The organism is Bacillus sp. FSL W8-0102, from assembly GCF_038007225.1.
Classification (GTDB): domain Bacteria; phylum Bacillota; class Bacilli; order Bacillales; family DSM-4216; genus Bacillus_O; species Bacillus_O smithii.
In genome coordinates this window covers 256935-276816 of the sequence record NZ_JBBOWT010000001.1, presented here as the reverse complement: position 1 = coordinate 276816, position 19882 = coordinate 256935, and the positions used below count along the sequence as shown (strand labels likewise).

The window sequence follows — 19882 nt, the reverse complement described above, 5'->3', positions numbered from 1 at the left end:
AGAGAATACCCTACCTTTTTCTTTTGGTCTAGCCAAATGCTTGACACAAAATTTTATACATCATCAAAAGGGCTGTTTTTATATCATAACGGATGGAATGCGATGTGGTCTTTTATTTTCAATATTGTCTTATTTACCATGCTTCGCCTTCACTATCGAAATAATGTCAAAGCTATCATACTAACGGTCCCCGTTATCGCCTTGTTGTTGTGGTTTTTCCACCCGAGCTTTGCGGATCTTAAATAATGAAAAGCGAGTTGATTTGATAGCGATTTCATACAAAACGAAAAAGAAAGATTTTATAATTGCATAAAGGGGTTACACGCATTCTGATAAAAGATATGATCGAGTGTGCTTTTCGGGGCTTTGATCAGATCTCATGTTCGTTCTCCTACGGAAAAACGAAGCGGCGCTTAAAAATTCCCAAGCAATCTCAAAGGTTGTTTTCCTCAAATGTGCCATCATTGTTTTCCGTCGGAAGAGAGACTCGTCCGCCTCACGGGTTTCAACAACGAGAAGGCGAACGATTGCAGCTTAGAATGGCTTAAGGGCTTTGCGTTGCTATTGCTCTATGATTCAAACCGGGACGCTGACAAAAAATTCTTCATATAAAGCTTGGACCGCCCGTCTTTCCACTTCTTCCTTTACACCAAACATCATACTGACTTCGGAAGATCCCTGGTTCACCATTTCAATATTCACTCCCGCTTTTGCTAAAGCGCTCGCGGCTCGGGCCGTTGTTCCAATATTGCGGCGCATTCCCTCGCCCACTAACATAATCAAAGCAAGACGATGTTGAATTTTCACTTCGTCAGCATCTAGTTTCTCTTTTATTTGGTGCAATATCACTTGTTCTAGCTCCTGATTGAGTTGATTTTCCCGTAAAATAACCGTCACATCGTCAATACCGGAAGGAATATGTTCATAGGAAAGACCGAAATCTTCTAAAATTTGCAGCAGTTTTCGACCGAATCCGATTTCCTTGTTCATTAAATATTTTTGAATATAAATACTGCAAAATCCTTCGTCGCTCGCAATGCCCACTACCGGTCCGTTTTTCGTTTCCCGTTCATTGACAATTTTGGTCCCCGGCGCGGAAGGATTGTTCGTATTTTTGATGTTGACCGGTATTCCGGCGCGGAAAGCCGGAATCAAGGCTTCATCATGAAAAACAGAAAATCCGGCGTAGGACAACTCCCTCATTTCCCGATAAGTCAGTTCTTGAATTTCCGTCGGGTGAGAAACAAAATTCGGATTCACGGCATACACAGCATCGACATCCGTAAAATTTTCATAAAGCTCCGCCTTCACCCCATTGGCTAAAATAGAGCCTGTAATATCCGAACCGCCGCGGGAGAATGTCACCACATCCCCGTTTTTACTGAAGCCGAAAAATCCGGGAAAAATAATGATTCCGCTTTGCTCCCGCAACGAATACAATCGCTTGTAGGCTTCCGGCAATACCCGTGCATTCCCCGGTTCGTCAGTGACAATTAATCCCGCTTCTTTCGGACTAACATATCTAGCCTCTATTCCTCTCTCTTGAAAATAAGCGGCAATCAGCTTCGCATTATTATCCTCCCCTGCCGCTTTCATATGATCTAAAAAGCGCTCCGGATCCCCTTTGTATCCTCGTAGCCGCTCCTCTAAATCAGCACGGATTTCCTTTACGATATCGTTTGACATCTCCAAATCCATTGCAATGCTTGCGAATCTTTCCACTACCGCTTCCAGCCAATCTGTCGCATCCTCGCCGCGTAATTTCTTGTGGGCGCACGCAATCAGCAAATCGGTTACTTTCGTGTCATCCGCAAACCGTTTTCCCGGTGCTGAAACCACCACAATCTTTCTTTTCGGATCAGAAATGACAATGTTCAGTACTTTTTGAATTTGTTTTCCTGATGCAAGCGATGTTCCGCCAAATTTGACCACTTTCATAAAGACAACCCCTGCTCATTTTAGAATTTTCAGTTAAATGATTAATTTCCATTATGAACTCTTTCCATATAGGAATCAAGGATTTTCTATAATATAGAGACAAATGTTTTTATAGAAAAGACAAATCCTACATACAACTTGACAGGGCGAATGGAAAATTTCGGTTGCTTAATCCGTTTTATTTCCCATTCGCCCAATAATCATAGTCTTCTTACAAAAAGAACTGTGACCAAAATCCTAAAAACTTCAACACTCCTGTATTCCATCGATCTCATCCTGTATTTTTTAAAGTCTTTCCTTTCGATCCGACTGTGAAAAACCATTTCATCATCGGCGGCGTTGCAATCGTGGTGATCAGAACCACAACAACCAAAACGGTAAACAACTCCTGACTGACCAATTGATGTTCCAAACCAATATTGGCTAAAATTAAAGCCACTTCTCCGCGAGACACCATGGCGGCGCCAATTCCCAATGAACTACCCCAAGAAAATCCGGCCGCTTTTGCTCCCCATGATGCGCCGATTAATTTGGTGAAAACCGCTAAAATGCTCAAAATGACCAATAGCCAGAAACTTTCACCAATACCATGAAAATGAGCTGCCACTCCGACCGAAGTGAAAAATACAGGAACAAATAAGGAATAGCTAATGGTTTCTGTCTTTTCAAATATTTCATGTTTAAATTCTGTTACACTTATCGCAACTCCGGCCATGTATGCGCCGATAATAGCGGATACTCCCGACAAATCGGCTAAATAAGCATATAGAAAACAAATGATGAGAGCTGCAGAAAGGACAGATTGATCCACCTTTAAGAGCGCCAGTTTTTCTAAAATCCACGGAACAACTTTCCATGCAGCGAATATCGCTCCCGCAAAAAACAATCCCTTTGTTAAAAGCATGGTTCCAAAATGAACTTCTCCTCCTATCATACTCATAAAAAAGGCTAAAGCGATCATCACTAAAATGTCATCGAGCACTGCCGCCCCTAAAATTGCAGTACCTTCGGGTGATTTTAATCGGTCCATTTCTTTTAACGCTTGAACTGAAATGCTGACGCTGGTTGCTGAAAGCAATAATCCCATAAACCATGATTGTTCGGATGAAAAGCCCAATGCTTCTCCGAGAAAATATCCTCCTAAAAGCGGAACCAAGATGCCGCCGACAGCCACCAACGTGGAAGATTTTCCGGAGCGCAGAAACTCTTTTAGATCAGTTTCCAACCCGGCTATAAACATGAGCAAAATAACACCGATCTCGCTCATCTCCTTTAAAATGTCTGTATCATGAATCACCCCCAGTACCGAAGGCCCAAGAATGATTCCAACCAACAGTTCACCTAAAACAGATGGCTGACCGAGCCTAACACTTATATTGCCTGCCAATTTGGAAGCTGCCAGAATCAACGCTAATTGCAAAACAAGCATCCCCTTACCACCTTTCCTTCTTTGTTTTTCCCCAAAAATGAAAAAATAAAAAAGAGCCTGTGACAAAAGGACACAATGATCCCTTGGTGACAGACTCCTCCTCGTCAAAAGTTATTCTGTTGTAAAAAACATTATAACATATTTTCCCGCTTGAAAGGACTCTTTTTTCGATCCAAATGATCAGAAAAAGAAACCAGTTTTATCATACAACTCTCATTCAAAAAAGGAAAAACCCGGTGAAAAATGAATTCATATATGTTTTCTGACTCCGCAAAAATAGTTCGTTATTCAGCATAATTATCGCTCCTGATTCTCAATTTATAGGTAGTAAGTGATATTTACAAGGTAGTTAGACCCGTACGGTGATGATTTAAAAGACTCTGTCCTCACCAAATTTTTCATTCTAAAAATTAGTGGAGATAGCAGGAATTGCAACTGATAATTTACAGATTACCAAAAGACATATTCTTGGAGAATGAAAAGTATGCATAGGTGATTAGCGATTATACTGCATATCCTTTAATATTGGGATTTTAAAGAGAAGGTTTCCTTACTAAACCAGCTACCAAAGTCTTTTACCGCCGAATTAAAACGCTTCTTTAATACTTTTTGCGTTTTCTTCTTGAAGAAAGAAGGAGTTCGCCGATTTCTTGAAGTTCTTTTCCTACTGAACACTCCCTGCAGCAATAGTTGTATGCACCTTTATTGCCCAATTTTTTACGGTTTTCAAGAATTAATTTGCAATTACCGCAAGTTTCATCGATAATGCGTCCTGCTTTAATTCGTAGTTCTTTTTGTTCTTCTATTGTAAGAGGGGTTGTCGTATTAGCCATGTTTTTCTTATCTCCTATCATTATTATTTTTTTACATGGCCTTTGTAAGTAAACTATAAGTTGACTTTCAAAGGCGGTCAAATAAGAGTTTGCTTTTAACTTTCTGTGTTTTTCCATATACCTTTCTTGTCTAGTAACGCTTTATTTTCAATTTTTTTGAACACTGCATCGTAAACAGTAATGTTTTTTTGTCTTTCGGTAACGCCTAAACCCTCTTTTAAAAGTAAGGCATTAAAATTTTTTAATTCTTTATTGTCACCTATCCAAATATATGCGAGTGTTTCACCTTTATCGTTGGTTTCAAAAGTAGGGTTTATTTCCAGATAAACCTTTTTGTATAATAAATTTTTTTTTATAAATGCTTCTGCTTTATGAGGAGTCATTTTCTGATAAGTGCGGGTATGTTTTTCTTCTTCCGTAGTACGAACGCCTAATAGTTTAACTTTTTCATTTTGGTTGATTACATCAGTTCCATCATCATTTACCTTTGTAACGGTTGCTGATTTCATTTTAAATTGAGGATTTGTTGGCCAAAACGATGTTTTTACATTTTCAACCTTTTTAGGTTCCTTCTGTTTGGTATTGTCCATTAGTGTTTTTGTTTGTCCGGTTATGTTATTTAGTTTCTGATCAAACTGATCATCATTTGTAGTCGATAATTCCCCAGCAGAACAACCACTTAATAAAATGATAGAACTTAAAAAAAATACACTTAGCTGTTTATTCACTTAATTCAACTCCTTTCTTATTTCATGTAAAATATATAAAACACAAAAACCCCAATAAACGTATGAATAAATCGGTCTGCACAAAATAATATGCAGCAAACATTCATACACTTATTGGGGTTTTCCCTTTTTAATTAATCATTTTTATTTTTTTCATTAATTCCTAGACATTATAACATGTCTTGTAAAACGATGATGTATAAAATTTTGTGTCAAGCATTTGGCTAGACCAAAAGAAAAAGGTAGGGTATTCTCTGATTTGGCAAAAATCTTAGAGAAAGGAGTACCCTACCTATGTCTAAAAGTATATCGAATATAGATTGGATGAATCAACTGGAAAACGTTATTCGTGAGTTTGTAAAGGAAAAATTAGAGCTGATCATGAAGGAAGAAATCCAGACTTTCCTCGAAATGGAACAAGAGGGAACGTCGAATAGAAGAAACGGCTATTACCATCGAAACCTAGACACGCAGTATGGTCGTATCGAAGGACTTTCTGTTCCAAGAGACCGAAACGGGGAATTTCAAACGCAGCTGTTTGCCCCTTACCAACGCCATACCGGCTGGCTCGAGGAAGCCGTCATCAAGATGTATCAAAGTGGGATGAGTACGCGTGAAATTGGCAAGTTTATCGAACGAATTTTAGGAAATGCCTACTCACCAACAACGATTAGCCATATCACGGATGTGGTAAGGGAAGACATCGAGAAATGGCATAATCGCCCCCTACCCAAGCGTTATTCGGTCTTATATTTGGATGGGTTGTACGTGAAACTTCGTCGAGATACGGTAGAAAAAGAGGTCATTTATGTCGTGTTAGGTGTAAACGAAGAAGGGTATCGTGAAATTCTCGACTTCTTCGTAGGAGGACAAGAAAGTGCCTATGGGTGGCAAGAGATTCTCCACAATCTCTACAAGAGAGGATTACAGGAAGTACTTCTTGGTGCATTCGATGGCCTTCCGGGACTGGAGGAAGCCTTTAAAGCCGTTTATCCGAAAGCCGATGTGCAGCGCTGTGTCGTTCACAAAGTACGTAATACCTTAAATCGTGTTCGGAAAAAAGATCAATTTGAAGTGGCAGAGGATCTCAAACTGATTTATCGCGCACCGAATAAGGAGATGGCGTTACAGATGTTTCAACAGTTTGAGTCGAAATGGTCGAACAAGTATCCGAGAGAAGTTCAATCTTGGGCCAATGAGTTGGATGTCCTCCTTACATTTATGGATTATCCAAGCAGTATTCGAAGTGTGATTTACACGACCAATGCCATTGAACGAACGATCAAAGAGATTCGGAAACGTCTAAAGCCGATGAACAGTTTGAGTAGTTTAGAAGCCGCTGAAAAAGTCGTGTATTTGACCATCCAAGATTTTAATGAGAAATGGGCAGGACGAAAATTGCGAGGATTTGCCGAAGCACATGAAGCCCTTCAACGAATGTTTGAAGAACGTTATAATTAACCAAATAATGTAAATCAATGAGGTTGATTTTATAAGGGGGATTCTCTCTTTCCATACAGGAGACTGAATATTCAGTCTCCTGTATGGAGGAAACCAGTCTTCCCCTCTATTCTAAATCTATTTCAGAGATACCCTATCTATCTTACATTACACAAAATTCTTGACGGTACCTGTAAAACTGTAAAGAATTTTTTTAAAATAAAATCTTATAATTTATTGTGAAAATATCATGATAGCAAAAGAACGATTGGATACTGTTAAAAACAATTTTTACTTTAAAACAAGAAAAAACAGTTGACTAAAAATCAACTGTTGCTCTATAAGATCACATTTTGGTTATTATTTTTTGTAGTTCGTTATTTAGCGAACAAATACAATAAACAATGTTGATAAGGTTATGAGGGAAAATATCATCGATACAACAATAGCCAAAGATGTCTGTTTAACCAGTTGATCATATTTTTGAGCAAAGACATAGACACCAGCGCCTACAGGTAATGCAGACATTATGATCGTGACTGTCCTCCAAAGTGGATCCAGCTGGAATACATATAAGACTAACAAAATGGTCAAAAGTGGTTGAAAAATTAACTTTAGCCCTACTAGTAGACTTACTTCCGGGCTTATAATGTTTGATTTATTAAATATATCTTTTTGATTAACAAAACTTAATCCAATTGCGAATAAAGCCGTTGGTCCGGAAGCATCCGCAAGAAAACGAGCAAAAACATCTACTGAAGTAGGTAGCTGAATACCTAAAAATGCAATAACAGCCCCTAAAACTACAGAAATGGTCAATGGGCTAATTAATACTGGCTTTGCGATATCCCTTACAATTTTAATAAAATTTGTTTTTTCGTCTTTCTGAATAACCCTAGAAGTTTCAAATATAAGCATTACTAGCGTTATGACAGGGATATTATGAATTAATGTTGCAAGAGCGGCTGGAAGAGCCGCCTTCTGACCAAACGCCGCAATTAACAATGGGATTCCCATATAACCAGTAGTTCCATATGAAGCATTCATTCCGTGAATCGCAAGAACCGGAAAACTTTTTTTAAAAACCAGTTTTGCAATGAACATTGAAAGCAAAAAACTCGCTAGGATACCAATAAGGTTAGCGCTTATAAACGCCACATTAGTCAGTTGCTCAATAGGCGCCTTTGCGACTGAATAAAAAAGCAAGGCCGGTAGAGTCACATAGAAAACATAATTGTTCAGACTTTTAGCTCCATCTTTAGAAATAACTCCAAATAAACCTGATAGATATCCACAGAGAATAATCGCAAATACTGGCAATATGACATTAAAAAGAACTTGCATATGAACGCACCTTTTTACCTTTCTGAATATTGAAATACTTTCTGCTCTAAAGTACGTTTCTCTAAAGCGCATTGTTCAGCTATTTCTTGTATATCTTTAGCACCCAGCACTCCAGTTGAATAAAATTCATAGATTTCCGAGACGATTCCTTCAAACTTACTTTGTTTTTCGGCGGCAATAAGCATCATCTTCTCTTCGACTTTTTCTCTTACCTCTTTAATAAAATCAGAATTATTAACTAGCGATTCGCTAAAGCCACCAGACTTAAGTGCTTTTTGCACAGTTCCCAAATGCAATCCAACTTTATTAAGGAAATAATCTGTTTTTCGCTCAACACCCAGATAATCAGGTATATTAAGCACACCTAAATTTTCTTTATTCACAACTAAACCACTTTCAGGTCTGTAAATATTGGGGACAGTCATGAAAATTTCATCCGTTCGGATGGCTGCTTCCTTTAACTTTTCCAGATCTAAATTTGTATTTTTAATGGTAATATTTTTTTCTGAGAAAATTCTAACGAGTGTTTCAATAGCTGGAAGTCCAGAACGGTTTCCGTAACCCGCCACAGCACCTTCAATCATGTTAAAACCGTTATAAATGGATATCAAGGCATTCTGTAGACCTAACCCTCTATCGTTATGAGCGTGTAAACAGAAATTCAAGTTAGGATAATCATATACGAGATTCGCTGACAAAACGTCCATAGCCTCTGGATAAATAGTACCAAGGGAAACATTAATTCGTACTGTGTCAAATCCTTCATCGAAACAACGGTTAATGTGATGAGTAATTTGTGCGTACTTATCTTCGTCTACACCGTTTGAAAAATTGTTTAGTAAACTAGCTCTAAATTTCGCAACCCCTATTTTCCTAAATTTTTCGACAACTCTTTCGAAAAGTTGATGCTCTTGTTGATATTCCACCATTCCAAAGCTAATCGTTAAATCATTTAGAAATTCTTTTGGGAAAGATTTGAAGGTTTCATATAACGGTTCCCAAGAGTTGAGAAGAAGAATAAAAGCAAAATTTACATCTTCAGGTAATTTACCGAAATCATGTTTTGCAGATAAACATTTAAATATTAGAGATGGATCCTTTGGACCTGATCCAATTATAATATCCCTAATTCCAGAATCCACCATCTTTTTAATCAATTCATATTTCTTATCTTCATCTACGGCGAATAGACAACGTTCCGCACCTTCTCGAAGTGTTTCATCAAGAAAGCCATCGATCTGAAAGTTATTCTCCCTTTTTTTATGGTTCTTTGGTAACTGCATCGCCATAAATATCACCCTCCTATAAGGTTTGGTTTATATTTCCATCATACAATCTATTTGATATAATTTGAAATGAGTGTTAAAGAATTTAGATATCATTAAAAATAATAGGAAAGGAGGATCATGCCAAATGATCGATACTAAGGACCTTCTCATTTTTCAAACGGTTGCACGAACGGGGAGTTTTTCCAAAGCTGCTCAAGAACTATGCTATGTCCAATCGAATATAACCGGGAGAATTCATAAATTAGAAGAGCAATTCAAAACAACTCTTTTTCATCGACATGGTCGGGGAGTAATATTAACCTCAACAGGAAAGACCTTACTTTCTTATGTAGGGCAAATACTCAATTTGCTTAATGAAGCACAAAGAATGATTCAAGATGAGGAAAATACAAGCGGTAGTTTGTCAATTGGCGCAACTGATATCACAACTGCTGTAAGAATACCATCGATCATATCTGATTTTCATGATCATTATCCGGATGTCCATTTATCCCTAAAAACTGGATATACAAAAAAACTGGTTGACTCGGTTTTAAAGTATGAAATTGATGGAGCTTTTATTACTGGTCCTATAGATCATCCCGAAATTTTTTCTGAAGTTATGGTAGATGAAAAAGTAGTTTTAATACATTCGTTTAAAGAACAAATGAAGAGCATTTCTGATCTTTGCGGGAAAACATTACTAGTATTTGGACATGGATGCACCTATCGTTTGATGCTTGAAAACTGCCTGCAAGAAAATGGTATCATTCCTTCGAATAAAATTGAGTTTGGAACAATTGAAGGAATGTTGGGATGTGTTAAAGCTGGATTGGGAGCAACTGTAGTGCCTGAAATCATTTATCAGCAATTAAAGGATGAAAAACAAATTTTTTGCTGTCCACTACCGGAAAAATATTCAAAAGTACAAACCGTTTTTATAAGGCGTAAGAATGTACATGAGTTTTTAGCTCTAAAGAATTTTTTGAAAAGTGCAAAAAATGTTGTGAATAAGGAAGGCAGATTTTAAATTAAAACTTGGTTTATAAGAACCAAGTTTTTTTCTGTTTTGTTTTCATCATTAGAATTTCGCTAGAAAAAACATAAAACCTTGGTTCGCAAGGTTTTATGTAGCAATAAATTATATTTAATCTTCTATTTTCTTTAATTCTAAATCATAAAAGAGGTACCAAGAATTTTGTGTAATGTAAGATAGATAGGGTATCTCTGAAATGAATTTGGAATGGATAGGGGTTCGATTTCCTCTAAACAGGAGACAGAATATTCAGTCTCTACTGTGGAAAGGGAGAATCCCTTAATTTTGTTCGTTTACAATATTTGGTTAGTTATAACGTTCTTCAAACATTCGTTGAAGGGCTTCATAGGCTTCGGCAAATCCTCGCAACTTTCGCCCTGCCCATTCTCATTAAAATCTTGGATGGACAAATACATGACTTTTTCAGCGGCTTCTAAACTACTCAAACTGTTCATCGGCTTTAGACGTTTCCGAATCTCTTTGATCGTTCGTTCAATGGCATTGGTCGTGTAAATCACACTTCGAATACTGCTTGGATAATCCATAAATGTAAGGAGGACATCCAACTCATTGGCCCAAGATTGAACTTCTCTCGGATACTTGTTCGACCATTTCGACTCAAACTGTTGAAACATCTGTAACGCCATCTCCTTATTCGGTGCGCGATAAATCAGTTTGAGATCCTCTGCCACTTCAAATTGATCTTTTTTCCGAACACGATTTAAGGTATTACGTACTTTGTGAACGACACAGCGCTGCACATCGGCTTTCGGATAAACAGCCTTAAAGGCTTCCTCCAGTCCCGGAAGGCCATCGAATACACCAAGAAGTACTTCCTGTAATCCTCTCTTGTAGAGATTGTGGAGAATCTCTTGCCACCCATAGGCACTTTCTTGTCCTCCTACGAAGAAGTCGAGAATTTCACGATACCCTTCTTCGTTTACACCTAACACGACATAAATGACCTCTTTTTCTACCGTATCTCGACGAAGTTTCACGTACAACCCATCCAAATATAAGACCGAATAACGCTTGGGTAGGGGGCGATTATGCCATTTCTCGATGTCTTCCCTTACCACATCCGTGATATGGCTAATCGTTGTTGGTGAGTAGGCATTTCCTAAAATTCGTTCGATAAACTTGCCAATTTCACGCGTACTCATCCCACTTTGATACATCTTGATGACGGCTTCCTCGAGCCAGCCGGTATGGCGTTGGTAAGGGGCAAACAGCTGCGTTTGAAATTCCCCGTTTCGGTCTCTTGGAACAGAAAGTCCTTCGATACGACCATACTGCGTGTCTAGGTTTCGATGGTAATAGCCGTTTCTTCTATTCGACGTTCCCTCTTGTTCCATTTCGAGGAAAGTCTGGATTTCTTCCTTCATGATCAGCTCTAATTTTTCCTTTACAAACTCACGAATAACGTTTTCCAGTTGATTCATCCAATCTATATTCGATATACTTTTAGACATAGGTAGGGTACTCCTTTCTCTAAGATTTTTGGCCAAATCAGAGAATACCCTACCTTTTTCTTTTGGTCTAACCAAATGCTTGACACAAAATTTTATGCATCATCACCCAAGAGGTCGTTGTACCACTTTTATTTATTAAATTCAATACAAGAAGATAGAATATTTACTACACTATTATATCACCGCTTTATTTTGTATCGAAGAAATTCTTTTAACTTTTAACGAATGCTAAAAGTCACCTTTACTGCCTGCAACAAATTCTTACCATTTTTTGATTTAATGGCATCGTCAATATATAAGGTATAAGATTCCCTAGATACATATGCATTCACTGGTTTTACAATAAGAGTTTTATTATCACTAGCTAGTTGAAGATCTATATCCACTTTTTCATTTTTTTGTTAAGAACAAAAACCGTTTCCTTGTTAACAGTAGAACGGTCTAATTCCGTTGTAAAACTAATTGAAAAGGCTTGGTTTGGTCTTACATTAGGAATTGGTTTGAACAGCTCTTTATACTTTTTGAGTTGTTCAGGGGATATAGGCGTTCCAGTAGGTTCTTTTGCTACCTTAATAATAAATTTTGAAGGTCTATTAAAATCAAGAAAGGGATGCATGGGATTGACTTCGAAAACAGACAAAATCGCGGAGAGCTTTATTCGACTTCTTCCGCTGATTTACAACAAGATGAACAAACCTGTCGCAAATCATAAGGCCGCACCCAAAACGTCTGATTTGACCCATTTGCAATTTCATATACTGGAGGAATTGTTTCATACTAAGGAGGGTATCTCCATGACCCAACTAGCGCAAAACATCAACATTTCAAAGCAGCAGTTGACCCCTCTGATCGCTAAGTTGGCGGAAAACAACTATGTGGAAAAAACGAAGAACGATCGCGATCGGCGATTTGTCAAACTGATGTTAACCGAAAAAGGAAAAGAAACAGTAAAAAAGCGCTGGGAAGACTTCTATTATCTATTCTGCGAGAAAATAGGTCAACTTGACGAAGAGGATTTGATTGATTTTGACTATGCGATCCATAAAATCATTCGAATCCTAGAAAAGCTCGATTGAATGAGCTGAAGTAAAATAAATGCCATTTTTCATCCTTCCCTTTTGGGGATGGAAGTATCCAAAAACATGATGATTAAAGGAGTATGGACGATGTCTAAGAAAAACGGTGAACGGAATATCCACTTGATATCCTTTGGTGCAATCATTGGCGCCGTCATTGGTGTTGTACTAGGTCACATAGTTACTGCCGTTGCGATTGGAGTGGCAATGGGGGCTGTTTTTCATATGATCAATAGAAAGAAACAGAAGTGAACTACCCGCCACCTACTCTTCGCTTAGAGGTGGGGGCTTCTAAGGTAATCGCACCTAACGGTACGAAATTTACTTAGCTATCGAGCCTGTTCCATGCTCTATTTATGATGATGCTAATGCCAACAGTCGCAATCCTTCACGCTTGATATTGATAGAAGCATTCCAATCTCTATCTGCTACAAAACCACAATCACAATGGAATATGCGCTCAGAAAGAGATAGAGACTCCTTTACTCGACCGCAACATGAACAAGTTTTGGATGATGGAAACCACTTATCTATTTTGATAAGCTTTTTCCCTTGCTCCTCTAACTTGTATTGGAGAAATTTCGTGAACATGCCCCATGCATGATCAGCAACGCTTTTGCCGAAATTGAGTGCTTGGGACATTCCCTTCATGTTGAGGTCTTCGATAACCACGCAATCATATAGTTTCGCTAATTTGTGCGATTCCTTATGTAGAAAGTCTTTTCGTTGGTTCGCAATTCTTTCATGTAGCTTCGCCACTTTTAGTCGTTGCTTGTGCCAACGATTAGAACCTTTCTTTCTGCGTGATAGAACGTGCTGTTCTTTCGCTAATTTTCCCAAGGCTTGGCGATAGAAACGAGGGTAATTGGCTGTCTTACCTTCTTCACTATCGACAAATAAACCGTTCATGGAAAAATCTAAGCCAACAACAGCTTGTACTTCTTTTTGTACAGGTTGATGTTCGTATTCAGTGAGAATAGAAACATAGTATTTTCCTGTTTTTGTTCGAGAAACCGTACAAGACTTGATGATAGGATGTGACGGAATTTCTCGATGTTGTTTGATTTTTACAAGTTTCAGTTTCGGTAATTTGATATAACCATCCAAAAGCATAATGTTTCCGTTGACCACGTTGGTTGTGTAGGACTGTCTCGCCTTTCGGCTTTTGAACTTCGGAAATTCAGCACGACCAGAGAAGAAGTTTTGGTATGCCTTCTGCAAATTCAGTTGAGCGTTTGCCAACGCAAGGCTGTCTACTTCTTTGAGCCATGGAAATTCCTTTTTGTACTTTGCAGGAGTCGGGAATTTTTTTTGCTTTTTCAAAGCTTCTTTGTCGTCCTTGAATGGTTCATACGTTTCCATTCGTTCAGCCAACATTTTGTTGTAGACGAAACGAACGCAGCCGAAGGTTTTTGTAAGAAGTTGCTCTTGTTCTTGTGTTGGGTACAGACGAAATTTATATGCTTTGTTTGCCGTATCGAATCACCTCACTTCCTCCCTTGATTTTCTATATACTGCTTTATCACTTCAATGGGCGCACCACCTGTTGTAAGTAAGCAAAAGCTTCTTGACCAAAAATACTCTTTCCAAAGTTTTCTTTTCACTTGTGGATAATGCTTTTTGATAAGTCGAGAACTTGCACTTTTATAGGCATTGATGAACTTTGATAGTTCACTCGTAAAATATCGCAGACAAGTGATTGATGATACCATATCTGACTATGCAAAAGATATGTTTATTCGACTTGGTGAAAATTACAATATTTCCTCGGTCGAATGGAATCACGATATTGACCATGTGCATATTTGTTCAAAGCACATCCGAATGCCTTCCATTTATATAACACTGTTTATATCATAGCACAAAAAAGAGACAACTTTAGGCTACGCCTAACCGAAATTCATCTCCCACTTTCACTGGTGCCTCCGCACTTTCACGTTTAGAAGTAGGAGACTTCTTTCGGAGGGAAGTTAAAAGACCCTCTAAAAAGAGAGAACTTTCTCAATTGAACAGTTAGTTCAAATCAAATAAAGAGAATTTCCAACAAAAACGAGGCTTGATCTCAAAAGTCATTTTGCTTTTGAGTCAGCCTCGTTTTTCTATTACCGAACCTGCATTGAATTGAGCCGTTTTTGAAGCCTTGTTTTTTCTGACCCCTTTGGAAGTTTGTTAATATAAGATTGCGCTACTGATTTGTAAGATTTTGTCTTATATTTTTGAGTTAAATTCACATATTTTTGAGCTTGCTGCAAGTTGATCAAGTATTGCACTTTATTGATTCTCGTTAGCAAATTGTTTTTTTCCGCGCCTGCCGGCAGGTTGGAGATCGCTTGGAGCGCTTTTTCGACATTGGCATGAGAACGATGATGTTCGACATACGAAACTAGTTTTTGAGCCTGATCAGACAAGCTTTTTTTAACGGCATCAAGCCTTTTTTGCAGCTGCGTTTTGTCCGCCCCATTGTCCAAGCTATTGATCGCTTGCTGCGTAGCATCCACATATTTCTTCGTACGGTTTTTCTCTGCCGATTCCACTGCTTGCTGAGCGATCTTTAACTTAACTTGTACGGTTTCACTCGCACTCTTGGAAGATACATTCAATGGGTGATAAAAGACCATTCCGTAGCCGTACCAGTCATCTTTTCCTTTTTTTCCAAGATCCATTGCTTCCTTCTCCGCCTCTGCCCGCAGCTGGCTATTCAATTCATTAGGATGCATTTGTTTTAATAGAGCCAACATGCCGGCCACGTGAGGAGTCGCCATCGAGGTGCCGCTTCCGACTGCATACTCTCCATTCAAATAAGTGCTGACGATATTTTCACCCGGTGCAGATACTTCAATTTCCGGACCAGTTGCGGAAAAAACAGAACGATTTTTATTTGAATTTAATGAAGATACCGCTACAACACTGCTGTATTTGGCCGGATATTCCACCGTATCTCCTGTACCGGATGAATTCCCGTTATTTCCTCCTGCTGCGACAAGCAAGATGCCGCTTTTATATGCCTTATCGACTAAATCATGAAGGATTTTGGAGTCGGTGCTTGTCCCAAAACTCATGTTAATAATGTCCATCTTATTTGCAATCGCCCAATCCAGAGCTTCTGCAATATCTTGCAAGTTTCCGTTTCCGTTCTTATCCAACGCTTTTACGGCATAAATCTGAGCATCCGGTGCGACACCGGCGATCCCTATGCCATTACGTTTAGCGCCAATGATCCCGGCCACATGAGTACCATGTCCATTATCATCTTTATAGGAAGAGGTATAATCGACAGTGGAAACTCCGCCTGCAATATTCAAATCCGAATGAGGGGCAATCCCCGTATCAATCACGGCGATTTTGACGCCTTTTCCGGTCACCCCGTTTTCCCAAGCTTTGGATGCATTAATCGCCTGCATGTCCCAAGTTTTTTCGTTGGAAGAAACGGCACGTTTTGTACTTAACGTTTGAAAACTCGAATCAGCCAATTGAAACGGAACATTCTCTTCCACATAGGCAATATTTGGATTCGACTCTAATTGACGAACGTCTTGTTTGTCCGCCGTAACAGAAACGGCCGGAATGCTTTTAAATTGATGTTCTACATCATGGCTGTTTTCAATAGCGGCCTCTTTTCCTTTCATGTTTTTATAAACGACGACCACTTCTTTTTCGCCTTTTTGAGAAGAGGGCTGGTCATTTGCCGAGGCAATCCCCGATCCAACATTCAACCCTAAAGCCAAAGAAACCGACAGTGATAAAGCATAAAATGCCGTTTTTTTCTTCATCTTATATTCCCCCAGAGGCACACAGTTTTATTCTATTATTCTATGTAAAGACCAAATTAGAAAGATATTACAATCTTTTATCCTCATTATATCACCTTACATCTGCTCTACAAAACGGTATAAATGGAATCTTTTGCATCATCGGCGGAGAAAGTGGCTGGCGATTCTCCATGTACAATCTATCTCTATTTATTTCTCGATCGCTTCCTTAAATTTTTCAGGTTACAGTAACATCTCCATAATTGGTGTTATTTTGATCATGATGTTCTCTTCACTACCTCCTCAAAGAGATTTCGGAAAACATTAATCGTTGTCAAAATATAAGTGGAGCAGAATCTCATGTTGAACGTGTTCATACTGCTGTTCAATTTCAAAAAACTATTCATTGGAAATCCAGCATAAATATTACATCTTTTTCGCCAGGAGTAAAATCCTTATAATATGTTAATTTTGACAAAATATCAGGTCTTTGGGCTGATTTAATCTTATTTTTCAAAATTAATAGTGACTATTTAGAGCTTTTTCTCTTAAAATAGAACAACAAGCACTTTTTACAAAAAAAGGGGGGATTATATGAAAAAAGTTATTCCTATTCTAGCCTTGCTGTTGGTGCTTCTTGTGCCTTTCAAAATGGTGTCGGCCGCTGAAAAGACATCAGACATGTACTATCCTGAAGATGTGGACGATGATTATTGGGCACATGACGAGATACAGGACTTTTTATCTGCTGATATTATTGATGGAAAGATACAGTATGATGAAGATGGATTCCCTTCCGTCTATGTAAAGCCAAATGAAAATATTACGAGAGCCGAATTTACGAAAATGATTGTCAATGCAATGGGACTGCAGTTAAAAGGAAAAGCCAAGTCTTTTGCTGACGTAAAATCCGGCGCTTGGTATTATCCATATGTTCAAATTGCAAGCAGTAACGGCATTATTAGTGGACGAAACGATGGAACATTCCATCCGGGAGACAAAATTAAACGCAGTGAAATTGCTAAAATGGTGTACAATGCTTTCCAAAACACCATTCAGTTTAACCCCATTCGTAAAACTTTTAGCGATGTGCCAAAATCAAGCTTTGCTTATGAGGCCATTCATAAAAATGCGGCCAACGGAATCATCCAAGGCTATGGAACTACTTTTAAACCGAATGATTTGGCAACCCGAGCACAAGCCATTGTTATGATTTATCGTGCTTTGCACCAAGAGACAACAGCACTTCCCGACCAGCAGCAATTGATCGATTTTGTAAAGCAATTTGAATCAAATGAAAGCCAATATATAAAAGATCAGAATTTTGATGCTTTAACTCAATTGTATAAAGACAATACAATCGGCTATTACCGAGCATCAGGTTTAGAATCAATTGACTTTTATCAATCGTTGAAGAATGAAAATGCTCAAATCACGATTGAACCTATCGGGGATCCTACTTATAACGTAAAAACTTTAAATAATCGTTATGCAACAGTAGAATTAACCAATGCAAAAGTCAAAATCACATTAAAATCTCCAGACTTTAATTTTGATGTAACCGAAGATCTATCTGGTCTATTCTTTTTAAAGCTAGATTCAAAGAGTCAAAAATGGAAAATCTATGATTTCCAAGCATATAGCACAGATCCGGACGAGCTTCCGCTTTTCGGACTCTGATATGATTTTTTCTTAAAGCCTCCTGTTTCTTGTGAACAGGGGGTTTTTAAATAATCCTTATTTACCAACGTTATTCTGTAACTCTGATTGAGTTACTTCATCTCATCCATTTGGCAGAAGAAATATAAAAAAGCCAAAAGTTTAAATCAGATAGGAAGTTGCTATACTGAAACTATCGCTTCTGAATGGCAAAGGAGCTATTCCTGTAATGAAGAAATTTGAGGTTTGAAACAAAAAGAGCCCTCTTGGTATAGTACAGGGTGTCAATGCATTGACCCCGAATTAATAATTACCAAGGAGGACTCAAGATGAATTATACGCAAAATCGTAAAATCTCGCAAATTACACCATCAACATTAATTGTAGGCATTGATATCGCCAAAGACAAACACGTCGCTCGAGCTCAGGATGATCGAGGAATCGAATTTGGAAAAAGACTGATCTTTGAAAATCGCATACATGGCTATCAAAAACTGCTTGATTGGGTTTCGAGGCATCAAAAGGAACACCAAAAAACACATGTCATTTTTGGTGTTGAGCCGACCGGTCATTTCTGGCTGAGTCTGGCCTATTTCTTGACTGCTAAAGGTTATGACTTTGTCTTGGTCAATCCTATGCATGTCAAAAAAACTAAAGAGCTGGATGATAACTCTCCAACTAAAAACGATACGAAAGATGCACGTGTGATTGCACAGCTGATTAAAGATGGGCGATACTCCGTACCAAATCTCTTAGATGGCATCTATGCAGAGCTAAGAGAAGGCGTCAAATTAAGAGATCAGCTCATCCAGCAGCTTATGATCACAGAAGGTCGTATTCAAAATCACATCCAGCGTTACTTTCCGGAGTTTTTCGATGTATTTAAAGACTGGGAAGGAAAGGCAGCTCTTTGTACATTAAGAAACTTTCCATTCCCCTCTCAGATTAAAGAAATGACATCAGAAGAAGTTCTTGCGAAATGGAAACAAGAAGTAAACCGTGGTGTAGGAATCAAACGAGCTACAAAGTTAATAGAAGCAGCGAAAAAGAGCATTGGTATCCAAATTGGTATCAAGTTTGCTAAACGTGAATTGGATTATTTACTCGATCAATATGAGCTATACAAAGAGCAATTAGGACAGTTAGATAAGGATCTGGAAGCACTTGTAGTAACGATACCTGGAGCGAAGGAAATGATCAATATTCAAGGCTTAGGTCCTACAACAGTCGCGCTATTCTTCGCTGAGGTCGGGGATATAACAAAGTATAGTCATCCCCAGCAATTAGTAAATCTGGCAGGGCTGTCATTACGTGAACATAGTTCCGGGAAGTTTAAGGGGCAAACCAAGATCACAAAACGAGGACGAAGTCGATTGCGAAGAGCTTTATACTTGGCCATTCGTCCACTCGTTGCCCATAATCCAACGTTTAAAGCCCTGCATCAATACTACACAAAGCGTCCTGATCGACCTTTGAAGAAACAGCAGTCACTGATTGCCTTGTGTTGTAAATTACTACGTGTCTTATTTGTCATTGGTCAAAAACAGTGTGAATTTGATGGTTCAAAGTTATTGAGAGGTTTGCCTCAAATCGATTCATTACAGGCAGCTTAAGGCTTTATTAAGTTCATGAAATCATTTCAGAATACCGTAATTATCTCAAATGACAAACACCAATAGTGCAGAGTTGGAGCTTATTTATTCCATACGGGCATGTGACCCAGCAAAGGAGCATATCCAACCTCCACCTCATGGATACGCAGGACGAAGGAATGTATGGAATTCAATCCGGAGAGATGTGGGAGGGTTAGCGACCGTGAGTGATGTGGAGATGATGAAGCACGGTTATACCTTATTTTTACCAAATAAATACAATTTGGTTGATAGGATGCCCCCTACCATGTAAATTAT

The 19882-nt window shown here is 38.5% G+C and carries 14 protein-coding genes and 4 pseudogenes; 7 read left to right on the top strand and 11 right to left on the bottom strand.

What is annotated here, in order from left to right; translation table 11 throughout:
• Positions 1-576: 576 nt before the first annotated feature.
• The 4 genes from N1I87_RS01415 to N1I87_RS01400 form a co-directional block, all read right to left on the bottom strand.
• On the bottom strand, positions 577-1938 hold the full coding sequence (locus N1I87_RS01415) for an aspartate kinase (RefSeq protein ID WP_341100338.1): 1362 nt from the start codon (positions 1936-1938) through the stop codon (positions 577-579).
• A gap of 271 nt (positions 1939-2209) precedes the next feature.
• Entirely contained in the window at positions 2210-3367 is a 1158-nt protein-coding gene (locus N1I87_RS01410; protein ID WP_270584523.1) for a cation:proton antiporter, read from the bottom strand.
• A gap of 599 nt (positions 3368-3966) precedes the next feature.
• Positions 3967-4200, bottom strand: coding sequence for a zinc-finger domain-containing protein (locus N1I87_RS01405; RefSeq protein WP_341100336.1), 234 nt, complete (start codon positions 4198-4200; stop codon positions 3967-3969).
• Between the two features lie 95 nt (positions 4201-4295).
• Positions 4296-4928, bottom strand: a complete 633-nt coding sequence (locus N1I87_RS01400) for a thermonuclease family protein (RefSeq protein WP_341100335.1) — start codon at positions 4926-4928, stop codon at positions 4296-4298.
• Positions 4929-5222: 294 nt separating this feature from the next.
• Between N1I87_RS01400 and N1I87_RS01395 the strand changes: the two genes are divergently transcribed.
• Positions 5223-6389 (top strand): IS256 family transposase, encoded by a 1167-nt coding sequence (locus tag N1I87_RS01395; RefSeq protein WP_341100333.1) that lies wholly within the window; start codon positions 5223-5225, stop codon positions 6387-6389.
• Positions 6390-6749: 360 nt separating this feature from the next.
• Here the strand turns inward: N1I87_RS01395 and N1I87_RS01390 are convergent, their stop codons facing one another.
• Both N1I87_RS01390 and N1I87_RS01385 read right to left on the bottom strand, forming a co-directional pair.
• Positions 6750-7712, bottom strand: coding sequence for an AEC family transporter (locus N1I87_RS01390; RefSeq protein WP_340397626.1), 963 nt, complete (start codon positions 7710-7712; stop codon positions 6750-6752).
• Between the two features lie 14 nt (positions 7713-7726).
• Complete coding sequence (locus N1I87_RS01385) at positions 7727-9001, bottom strand: hypothetical protein (RefSeq protein ID WP_341100331.1); 1275 nt, start codon at positions 8999-9001, stop codon at positions 7727-7729.
• Positions 9002-9125: 124 nt separating this feature from the next.
• Between N1I87_RS01385 and N1I87_RS01380 the strand changes: the two genes are divergently transcribed.
• Positions 9126-10010: a LysR family transcriptional regulator gene (locus N1I87_RS01380; protein ID WP_341100330.1), complete on the top strand. Its 885-nt coding sequence runs from the start codon at positions 9126-9128 to the stop codon at positions 10008-10010.
• A gap of 312 nt (positions 10011-10322) precedes the next feature.
• Here the strand turns inward: N1I87_RS01380 and N1I87_RS01375 are convergent.
• Together N1I87_RS01375 and N1I87_RS17965 are read right to left on the bottom strand one after the other, a co-directional pair.
• Positions 10323-11488 (bottom strand): annotated as a pseudogene (locus tag N1I87_RS01375) (IS256 family transposase).
• A 218-nt stretch (positions 11489-11706) separates the two neighbouring features.
• Positions 11707-11874, bottom strand: a complete 168-nt coding sequence (locus N1I87_RS17965; protein WP_445285678.1) for an Ig-like domain-containing protein — start codon at positions 11872-11874, stop codon at positions 11707-11709.
• A 228-nt stretch (positions 11875-12102) separates the two neighbouring features.
• On the opposite strand from N1I87_RS17965, the gene N1I87_RS01370 reads away from it, so the two are divergent.
• Together N1I87_RS01370 and N1I87_RS01365 are read left to right on the top strand one after the other, a co-directional pair.
• A complete protein-coding gene (locus N1I87_RS01370; RefSeq protein ID WP_341100329.1) occupies positions 12103-12564 on the top strand; it encodes a MarR family winged helix-turn-helix transcriptional regulator in 462 nt (153 codons plus the stop codon).
• A gap of 90 nt (positions 12565-12654) precedes the next feature.
• Positions 12655-12816, top strand: coding sequence for a hypothetical protein (locus tag N1I87_RS01365; RefSeq protein ID WP_341100328.1), 162 nt, complete (start codon positions 12655-12657; stop codon positions 12814-12816).
• Positions 12817-12918: 102 nt separating this feature from the next.
• Here N1I87_RS01365 and N1I87_RS01360 read toward each other — a convergent pair.
• Together N1I87_RS01360 and tnpA are read right to left on the bottom strand one after the other, a co-directional pair.
• Positions 12919-14034, bottom strand: a pseudogene (locus N1I87_RS01360) (RNA-guided endonuclease TnpB family protein); the annotation flags it as partial.
• Positions 14035-14051: 17 nt separating this feature from the next.
• A pseudogene (tnpA, locus tag N1I87_RS01355) lies at positions 14052-14240 on the bottom strand (IS200/IS605 family transposase); the annotation flags it as partial.
• On the opposite strand from tnpA, the pseudogene N1I87_RS01350 reads away from it, so the two are divergent.
• A pseudogene (locus N1I87_RS01350) lies at positions 14221-14450 on the top strand (transposase); the annotation flags it as partial. The pseudogenes tnpA and N1I87_RS01350 sit on opposite strands and share 20 nt — an antisense overlap.
• A gap of 216 nt (positions 14451-14666) precedes the next feature.
• On the opposite strand, the gene N1I87_RS01345 reads toward N1I87_RS01350, so the two are convergent.
• On the bottom strand, positions 14667-16334 hold the full coding sequence (locus N1I87_RS01345; protein WP_341100327.1) for a S8 family peptidase: 1668 nt from the start codon (positions 16332-16334) through the stop codon (positions 14667-14669).
• Between the two features lie 573 nt (positions 16335-16907).
• Here N1I87_RS01345 and N1I87_RS01340 point away from each other — a divergent pair.
• Positions 16908-17993 carry an S-layer homology domain-containing protein gene (locus tag N1I87_RS01340; protein WP_341100325.1) on the top strand — a complete coding sequence of 362 codons (1086 nt, stop codon included), beginning with the start codon at positions 16908-16910 and terminating at the stop codon, positions 17991-17993.
• A gap of 308 nt (positions 17994-18301) precedes the next feature.
• Positions 18302-19585: an IS110 family transposase gene (locus N1I87_RS01335; RefSeq protein ID WP_270584767.1), complete on the top strand. Its 1284-nt coding sequence runs from the start codon at positions 18302-18304 to the stop codon at positions 19583-19585.
• The last annotated feature ends 297 nt before the right edge of the window (positions 19586-19882 follow it).